Here is an 8,244-nt window from a genome sequence, read left to right as displayed (position 1 = left end):
TCGCCGAGCCCGACGCCTGGTTCACCTACTACTACTGGCTGCACGACGACCACGCACCCGACTTCGCCCGCGGCGTGGACATCCACCGCAAACCCGGCTACGACCCCGCCGAACTCTTCTTCGACCCCGCCGACCGGCTCGCCAAGGCCAAGGCGGGACTCAACCTGGCACGCAAGAAACTCGGCCTGCGCTACGCCATGAACGTCGTCCCGCTCGACCCGTCCTGCGTGCGCGGCACCCACGGCCGGCTGCCCGACCGCGCCCAGGACGGCCCGGTGCTGCTGTGCTCCGACCCCCACCCACCCGACACCGTCGAACGCACCGGCCGGATCGCCGCCACCGACGTCCGCGACCTCCTCCTCAACCTCCAAGGTCTCGGAAGCTGAGCGACGCGCCTCGCTCGTGGAGCCGGTAGAGATGGCCGGCTCGGCCGCGGATGAGGGACCGGAAGTCGTCTGCCCGGTCGCCGAGGCCCATGAGCGGGTTACGGGCTCGAGAGTTCGCCCCCCGACGGGCAGCGAGTCGAGCCGCTGACCACGTTGGCCGGCGGATCGGTGGGTTCGCACGCGAACGCCCCACGTTCTGGCGATTGACCAGCTCTCCGCCTCTGGATAGAAGCTCTGGTAGAGGTGCCGAGGGGCGGGGGAGTCCATGTCCGACGATGACGTGTGGTGGGTAACCGTCCCGACTGCGTTACCTCAGTGGTGGATACCGCTGACTACCGGCGTGATCGCGCTGTTGGTCAGCGCGGCTGCGGTTCTGCCACGAGTCACCTGGCCACGTCGGGTCGCATTCGCGTTCAACGTCGTAGGCACCATCGCCCACGAGTTCGGCCACGCGGCCGGCGGTGTTGTGACCGGCGGCGGCGTCCACCTCATCCAGGTGCACACTCCGCACTCGGGCATCGCGTACACCTGGCACTACTCGCGCTTCTCCGCCTTCGTCATATCGGCCGCCGGCTATGCGACCCCTCCGCTTGCCGGGCTCGGAGCTGCCTCGCTCCTGTCCAGGGGGCACGCGCCGATGCTGTTGGTGCTCACGATCGCGGCCATGATCCTGATCCTCGTCGTGACCAGAGACCTGATCACGCTGGCCGGCGTCGTGGCGGTGGGCGCGGTCGCCGCATTGGCGCTGTACTCAAAAATCGAGTGGTTGCAGCACTGGATTGCCTATACCGAGACCTGGATCCTGCTCTTCAGTGAAGTCATCGGAATCTGGGTACTGGTGATGCGACGTGTTCGAGGTCGAATTGACGACGACGACGCTGACGGCTTGGCGGACATCACCGGAATCCCCGGCGTAGTGTGGATCGCTGCTTGGGCCGTGCTCATCGGATGGGCACTGTGGACTGCGATCCCGCTGATGTGGCCCTGATTGTCTGTGCCGATCGCAGCACGCTCGGCCGATGCCGTTGATGTCCGGCAGGTGTGAATCCGCAATGTTCAGTCGAGATTCGTATCGACATGGAAACCCGGAGGTGTGCGATGAGGGCGGTGGTGCTCGGTCCTCCGGCCAGCGGGAAGAGTCGATTCGCGCTGGAGTTGGGGGCCATTACCGGCGTGCAGGTCTTTCACGTCGACCTGGTTGTCGAGGACATTGGCAGGCGTCATCCGGAAGAGATCCGTATGCGACTCGCGGAGTATGCGAGCCGAGATAGCTGGATTATTGATGGAAATTCTTTCGGCAAGGACCCCGTGGGGCGTATCAATCGATCACAGGTGGTCTTCGTTTTCCGCTGTGCGCCAATGTTGAGCTTGATGCGTCACGTGATGAGGTGGGTGCGTCTGCGTGCGGGTGCGGAGAAACGTCTCGGTGCGCGGCGGAGCGATCTCGATTTGAAGTTCTTCATTCCTTATATTTTTGTCCACCTGTCCAGGCGGCAGAAAGCTGTGATTGGGTATGCGCAATCGATCGGGAAGGAGATCGTAGTATTCAAGAAGCGGCGCGACGTCACGAACTATAAACTTCGCCTGCTGGACTCCGGTTGAACCGTGTTGGTCGTGAGTCAGCCCAGTTCGTTCACGATCTGTGTGTCGCCGGCGCCCGTGTGCAGGAACGGGTCGATCCCCGGTTCGCGCGACCACCGCACCGCCCGGCCCAGCCAATGCAGCGCGACACCGGAGATGCGGACCGTCGGCACGCCCAGGGCACTCCGCAAGGTGGCCGCGGCGAACCAGAGCGATCCGCAGGCTCGTAGCGGACCTGACCTGCACGCTGCCGACGGAGTACGGCGTCCTCGTGCCGCTGGGCGATCCGGTGACCACCGGCCCCGCTCAGCCCTTGTGTGTCCCCAGCATGATGCCAGGACGACTCGCGACCGGCCCGCAGATGCGGGGACGCCCGGCTTGTCGCGCCGTGGCGTCCCGGCATCCGACGCGGGTCGGCTCAGGCGATCTCGATCCGGAGGCCGTACAACGCCTCGATGTCGCGCGCGAGGTCTTCCCCGGCCCGCCTCGGGTACCTCGACCACCACCACGACAGGCCCGGCGCGCGGTTGACCGGGTCCTCGGTCAGCAGTGCCCGGAACCGGGTGTCGGTCTCGGACACCTCGGCCTTCACCCAGCCCAGTTCCTCCATGCCGGCCAGACACGGATCGGTGAGCACGCGTTCGACCCGGTCGCGCACGCGCAGGTCGTGTTCGTACTCGTCTATGCCGAAGGTGTAACCGTCCTCCACCAATCCGGTGAACTCGCGCCATTCGGCCACGAGCCGGCCTGGGGTGGCCCCGGCCAGCTCGCGGACGCGGTCGACGAACCGCTTCGGGTCGCTCACGGGTGCGGCGGCCGGGGCAGGTCGTCGGTGAAGTACTTCATCGGGTCAGGATAGCCGGCCGGGTCGAGGCGGAAGAACGTCTCGATCGTGCCGTCCTGGACCCGGATGACCGTTGAAAGCGAAGTCGGTCGGCACCGCGTCGGCACCGCTGTACGTCGCCTGGAAACCGGTCTACAAGTGGCTGATGCTCGACGAGGAGCACGTCAACCGCACGCCGGTGGAACGGGGTGGAGCAACCCCAGGTTCGGAGGAAGGTCGTTCCGGTCCTCCGCGACGATAAGATGCGGGGCGTCGCTCTGTTCCCCGATTCCCCATGCGAGAGACGTTGATGACTTCCGCGCGTGCGTACACCGCGACCTCCGCCAAGGGCCCGCTCGTTCCGGGTGTGGTCGAACGGCGTGCTGTGGGCCCGAAGGACGTGCTCATCGCGATCGCCTGGGCCGGCATCTGCCATTCCGACATCCACACCGTTCGGGGCGACTGGGGCCCGGTGTCCTACCCGCTCACCGTCGGGCACGAGATCGCCGGGACCGTGGTCGAGGTCGGGTCTGAGGTCACCGCGCACGCGGTCGGCGACCGGGTCGGCGTGGGCTGCATGGTGGACTCCTGCCGCGAGTGCCCGAACTGCTTGTCGGGCAACGAGCAGTACTGCCTGCGGGGCTTCACCGACACCTACAACGGTGTGGACCGGGAGGGTCGTGTCACCCAGGGCGGCTACTCGTCCCACATCGTCGTCGACGAGCACTTCGTGCTGCGCCTCCCGGACGCCATCCCGTTCGAGAAGGCCGCCCCGCTGCTGTGCGCGGGCATCACGACGTACTCGCCGCTGCGGCACTGGAACGCCGGGCCCGGCAAGAAGGTCGCCGTCGTCGGCCTGGGAGGGCTCGGCCACATGGCGGTCAAGCTGGCCCACGCGATGGGGGCCGAGGTGACCGTGCTGTCGCAGAGCTCGCGCAAGCGCGAGGACGGGCTGCGGTTCGGCGCCGACCACTACCACGCGACCAGCGACCCGGCGACCTTCGAGCGGCTGGCGAACACCTTCGACCTGATCGTCAACACGGTCAGCGCCCCGATCGACCTCGACGGCTACCTGAGGCTGCTCGCCCTCGACGGCACGATCGTGAACGTGGGCGCGCCGCCGGAGCCGGTCCCGGTGACCCTGTTCACGCTCTTCGCGAACCGCCGCTCGTTCGCCGGGTCGACGATCGGCGGTATCGCCGAGACCCAGGAGATGCTCGACTTCTGCGCCGAGCACGGCATCGCCCCCGAGGTCGAGGTCATCCGCGCCGATGAGGTCAACGATGCGTGGCAACGCGTCCTCGACTCGGACGTCCGGTACCGGTTCGTCATCGACATCGCCACCCTCGCCGACTGACGGGACCCGGTGCCGCGGGTTCGCCCCGCGCCGAGGCGCCACCAGCAACCGGATCGAGCGGACGGCGGCAGGTGGAGCGCTTCGGCAGGCGCGTCCGATGTGGATGGTCGCTCGCGGGACGAGCGGTCAGTGGTGTGCCCGGATCAGGACGCGAAGGTGAAGTGGTTGATCCGGAGGGGCGCGGTGGCGGTGATGTAGATGGTCCGCAGTCCCGTCACGCCGAAGTCCACGTTGTGGAACGCGATGTGGCTGCCGGAGCCGGAGAAGGTGACCGCGGTTCCGCCGTCGGACGACTCCGCGGTGACTCCGGAGCCGGTGTCGCACGACTCGGCTTCGACCTGCTGGTTGTGCGGCGCCGGACACGGGTCGGGCCCGCCGGTGATAACCGGCGGGCCCGAGCGTTCGGTGTCGTGTCAGCTGTGGGCGCGGTGGCCCCGCTTGGTGACGACGTGGTAGATGCCGAGCACGATGAGCGAGCCGAGGATGGCCAGCAGCCAGGTGCTCAGGTCGAAGAAGCTGCCGATGTCGGAGCCGAAGATGGCGCGGCCGATGAATCCGCCGATGATGGCGCCGACGATGCCGAGCAGCATGGTGATGACGATGCCGCCGGGGTCCTTGCCGGGCATGACGGCCTTGGCGATGGCGCCGGCGATGAGACCCAGAACGATCCAACCCAGGATGCCCACGGTGATTCCTTGTCCTCGTGCCACACCGACTTCTGCGACGCGGCGTGATCGCTACTGACACCGGGTTGCCCAATCCGGACCGATTTCACACCTACGGCGATCGGCTTGGCTGAGTGCGTGGTGGAGTTGCCCGATGGCCGCGCTCGTCGCCGTGATGGTCATGGTGTCCTTCGCGACGTTCGACCGGCAGGGCGAACGGCGGTCCGTCGGGACAGTGCCGTCGTCGGGGTGGAACCGGGAACCGGTCCGTGCCGTCGAAGCGCCGGACTTCGTCGAACGGGAACGTCGCTTCCCCAGGGGAACGGGTGTGGGTCTGATGCCGCACGTGTCGTCACCGCCGCCGTACCCGCAGGGGCCGGGGCACGGCCCGCAAGCCTGGCCCGCCCATCCGACCGGACCGGCGCACGCCGGACCGGTCCCACCCCCGCCGCCGCGGCGCAAGGGCCGGGCGGTGTGGTGGGTCCTCGCGCTCGCCGCCGTGCTGGTGGCGGGCGGTGAGCCGGGTTGGTTGGCCCTCGCCGGCGACGAGCGCTCCGCCGGCCGTGAGGAGCGCTCCGGCGGCGGTGCGGCCGAGGACGCCGGTTGCTCGGGCGACTACTGCATCGGCAAGTACCGGTACGTCAACGCGTGCGGCCTGCTCGACCCGTCGGGCACCGCTTCCCGGATCGGCCCTGCCGGCGACGAGGGCCTGCTGGTGCAGGAGTCGTTCATCGACCCCCTGCCGGCCGCCGACCCGGCATCGCCGCCCACGTGGCCCTTCTCGGCCCGGTCGCACTGCGACGTCCGACCGGTCGACTACCAGGAGGCGGTGTTCCGCAGCCTGTCGTTGGAGTTGGAGCAGTACGGTGTGGACGGTGCGGTGGAGGCGAAGCCCGCCGAGCAGGGCCGGTCGTTGCCGGGGATCGAGAACGTCGCCGTGCAGGACGGGGACGGCGGCGTGGAGGTGTTCGGCTGGGTCCGCAACACGCGCTTCCGGCTGAACCTCGTCTGGAGCAACAAGAAGCCGCCCATTCCCGAGGCCACGATCACGGCGCTGGTCGACAGCGTCGTGAAGGGGGTGGCCAACGCCCCCAGCGCGGCCGCGGACCTCGGTGAGCTGCGCGAGGGCGGTCGACGGGTGGTGACCGACGCCTGCGCCGTCTTCACCGGCGCGGACTTCCAGGACGCGGTCGACTACGCCGTGGACCCCACCAACGTCGACCGCGGCTACCACACGGCGTTGACGGGTTCGATCACCAGGACGTGCAGGCGGACCACCGCCCCGCCCGACCGCGAACGGCCCGCTCCCGAGGGCACCACCTACCTGGACGGGTCGATGTCGCCCAAGGTCACGGTCACCCAGCACGTCGACGCCGCCGCGGCGCGCGCGGCGATGGCGGAGGACCGCCGGGACATCGCGGGCGCGGTGGACGTCCCCGGCGTCGGTGACGGAGCCGTGTTCGGCGCCGGCCGCTCCTCCTTCAGCCTCGTGTTCACGAAGGGCTTCCACCAGGTCCGCATCGACTGCGGGCTCTCCAACGGCAACGCGGACTGGACGCCCGCCGACATGCGTGCCCGCCTGGAGCCGCTTGCCGCCGCCGTCGCGGCCCGCGTGCCCTGACGACCGGCCCGCGTGCCCCGTGGCGCGCCGGAGGACGGCCGTGCGATCCCGAACCCGAAGGGGTTGTCCGCACGCACGGGGACGAGGCGAGGCGGCAGCATGGTGGGATGCGACTCACCGCCCTGTTCGCCATCGTGTTCGCGGTCGTGTCCCTCGTGCCGGTGACGGTCTCGGCCCACCCGGCCCGGACGACCGACGCGACCTACCACAACGACGCCACCACCCCCGGCGCGGACCCGTTCGTGCTGTTCGACCGCCCCAGCGGCTACTACTACGCCTACTCCACGGAAGGCGCCGACCCCGGCTACCACTTCGCCGTCTACCGCTCGCCCGACCTCGCCACCTGGGAGCACCTGCCCGGCGGCGCGCTGCGGGCCGGGCAGGACGGCGACTGGGCGCACGACTGGTTCTGGGCGCCCGAGGTCTACCACAACCCGGACACCGGCCTGTACTTCCTGTTCTACGCGGCCAGGATGAACCGCGACGTGGCCGCGCACTTCAAGCACGCGGACTTCGAGGAGCCGTGCAAGGTCGGCGTCGCGGTGGCGACCTCGCCCGCCGGGCCGTTCCGCGACATCGTCGAGGCGCCGCTGGACTACTACCCGTACGACCCGGCGTACCACGACGTCAACCTGATCATGGACGCCGCGCAGAAGAAGCCGCCCGCGACGCTGGAGGTGGGCCGGACCGCGCCGCTGGGCACCTACATCCCCTACATCGACCCCAACGTCTTCTTCGACGCCGACGGCCGGATCTACCTCTACTTCTCCCGCAACGCCTACCGGAACTGGGTGTGGGACGCCGACCTCGGCAAGTACGTCGAGGAGTCGAACATCTACGCCGTCGAGCTGACCGGCGACTGGTGGCGCGACCCCACCGGCCGGACCATGCCGACGATCGCGCCCGCGTACCGCGACCGCAACCGGGCGCCGGACGACGCGCCCGGGGTCCGCAAGGACGGCTACGTCCCGATCCTGGACTACGGCTCCGACAAGCAGGCGTGGGAGAACGCGCACGTCGACGACTACGCCAAGTCCGGCGGCGAGAAGAAGGACCGCCGGTGGGCCGAGGGCTCGACCACCGTCAGGACGACCGACGAGCGGGGCGTTCCGCGCTACTTCCTGACCTACTCGGCGAACAACTACGAGAACGAGTTCTACGGCGTGGGTTACGCGACGGCCGACGGACCGCTCGGTCCCTGGCGCAAGGCGTCCGCGAACCCGGTGCTGTCCCAGGACCCCGCCCGAGGTCTGTACTCGACGGGGCACGGCAGCATCATCGGCTCACCGGATGGCACGCGGCTCTACTACGTCCACCACGGGCGTCCGTCCACCACCTCCTCACGAGCGCTCTACACCTCGCGCATGCACCTCGGGGAGGAACTGTCCATCGTCGCGTCGACGTCCGACGAGCCGCTGCCACCGGGGGTCGGGCCACTGCGCATCCGGGCCGACGACCAGGTGCTGCGCCCACGCCCGGACGGCTCCGCGACCACGACGGTCCACGTGACGAGCGCTCGGGGAGCCGAGTTCTCCTTGACGAACCCGCAGAACCGCCTGCGCGCGGAGCTCCACCCGGCGGGCGCGGGCACCGCGGTCGTGCGGGGTGATCAGGTCACCGTCACCACCACTGGCCACCGCCCGGTGCGGCTCACGATCGTCTACCAGCGCCAACTCGCGGACGGTGGCTACCGCGACGTGGCCAACACCGGACCCGGCCACAGCACGCCCGTGCAGGTCAGCGTTCCGGCGGTGGTCCGCCCCTGAGCGGTGGCGGTGGCCCGCCGCCCGAAGTCCGGACGGCGGGCCACC

8 protein-coding genes and 1 pseudogene are annotated in these 8,244 nt (G+C 69.2%); 6 read left to right on the top strand and 3 right to left on the bottom strand.

What is annotated here, in order from left to right; genetic code table 11:
• The 3 genes and pseudogenes from ACFQ3T_RS32065 to ACFQ3T_RS32055 form a co-directional block, all read left to right on the top strand.
• Nucleotides 1–386, top strand: a pseudogene (locus ACFQ3T_RS32065) (alkaline phosphatase family protein); the annotation flags it as partial.
• A gap of 265 nt (nt 387–651) precedes the next feature.
• Nucleotides 652–1,374 carry a M50 family metallopeptidase gene (locus ACFQ3T_RS32060; protein ID WP_380729112.1) on the top strand — a complete coding sequence of 241 codons (723 nt, stop codon included), beginning with the start codon at nt 652–654 and terminating at the stop codon, nt 1,372–1,374.
• A gap of 110 nt (nt 1,375–1,484) precedes the next feature.
• A complete protein-coding gene (locus tag ACFQ3T_RS32055) occupies nt 1,485–1,988 on the top strand; it encodes a P-loop NTPase family protein (RefSeq protein WP_380729110.1) in 504 nt (167 codons plus the stop codon).
• 17 nt (nt 1,989–2,005) lie between these two features.
• Here the strand turns inward: ACFQ3T_RS32055 and ACFQ3T_RS32050 are convergent, their stop codons facing one another.
• Both ACFQ3T_RS32050 and ACFQ3T_RS32045 read right to left on the bottom strand, forming a co-directional pair.
• Nucleotides 2,006–2,140: a hypothetical protein gene (locus ACFQ3T_RS32050; RefSeq protein ID WP_380729108.1), complete on the bottom strand. Its 135-nt coding sequence runs from the start codon at nt 2,138–2,140 to the stop codon at nt 2,006–2,008.
• Between the two features lie 245 nt (nt 2,141–2,385).
• Nucleotides 2,386–2,772, bottom strand: a complete 387-nt coding sequence (locus ACFQ3T_RS32045) for a hypothetical protein (RefSeq protein WP_380729106.1) — start codon at nt 2,770–2,772, stop codon at nt 2,386–2,388.
• Between the two features lie 325 nt (nt 2,773–3,097).
• Here ACFQ3T_RS32045 and ACFQ3T_RS32040 point away from each other — a divergent pair, with 325 nt between their 5' ends.
• The gene (locus ACFQ3T_RS32040) at nt 3,098–4,147 is read left to right on the top strand and encodes an NAD(P)-dependent alcohol dehydrogenase (protein WP_380729113.1); all 1,050 of its coding nucleotides are present in this window, start codon (nt 3,098–3,100) and stop codon (nt 4,145–4,147) included.
• 413 nt (nt 4,148–4,560) lie between these two features.
• On the opposite strand, the gene ACFQ3T_RS32035 is transcribed toward ACFQ3T_RS32040, so the two are convergent.
• Nucleotides 4,561–4,833 (bottom strand): GlsB/YeaQ/YmgE family stress response membrane protein, encoded by a 273-nt coding sequence (locus tag ACFQ3T_RS32035; protein WP_380729104.1) that lies wholly within the window; start codon nt 4,831–4,833, stop codon nt 4,561–4,563.
• A 133-nt stretch (nt 4,834–4,966) separates the two neighbouring features.
• Between ACFQ3T_RS32035 and ACFQ3T_RS32030 the strand changes: the two genes are divergently transcribed.
• Both ACFQ3T_RS32030 and ACFQ3T_RS32025 read left to right on the top strand, forming a co-directional pair.
• Complete coding sequence (locus ACFQ3T_RS32030; protein WP_380729102.1) at nt 4,967–6,433, top strand: hypothetical protein; 1,467 nt, start codon at nt 4,967–4,969, stop codon at nt 6,431–6,433.
• A gap of 107 nt (nt 6,434–6,540) precedes the next feature.
• Nucleotides 6,541–8,199, top strand: coding sequence for a family 43 glycosylhydrolase (locus ACFQ3T_RS32025; protein ID WP_380729100.1), 1,659 nt, complete (start codon nt 6,541–6,543; stop codon nt 8,197–8,199).
• Nucleotides 8,200–8,244: the final 45 nt, after the last annotated feature.

The organism is Saccharothrix hoggarensis, assembly GCF_042678885.1.
In the GTDB taxonomy this organism is placed as follows: Bacteria; Actinomycetota; Actinomycetes; order Mycobacteriales; family Pseudonocardiaceae; genus Actinosynnema; species Actinosynnema hoggarensis.
The sequence above is the reverse complement of the archived record's forward strand: the minus strand, read 5'-3'. Positions and strand labels throughout refer to the sequence as shown.

Coding starts and splice junctions, on each gene's coding strand:
- ACFQ3T_RS32060 (WP_380729112.1), top strand. CDS start 652: ATGTCCGACGATGACGTGTGGTGGGTAACCGTCCCGACTGCGTTACCT.
- ACFQ3T_RS32055 (WP_380729110.1), top strand. CDS start 1,485: ATGAGGGCGGTGGTGCTCGGTCCTCCGGCCAGCGGGAAGAGTCGATTC.
- ACFQ3T_RS32030 (WP_380729102.1), top strand. CDS start 4,967: ATGGCCGCGCTCGTCGCCGTGATGGTCATGGTGTCCTTCGCGACGTTC.
- ACFQ3T_RS32025 (WP_380729100.1), top strand. CDS start 6,541: ATGCGACTCACCGCCCTGTTCGCCATCGTGTTCGCGGTCGTGTCCCTC.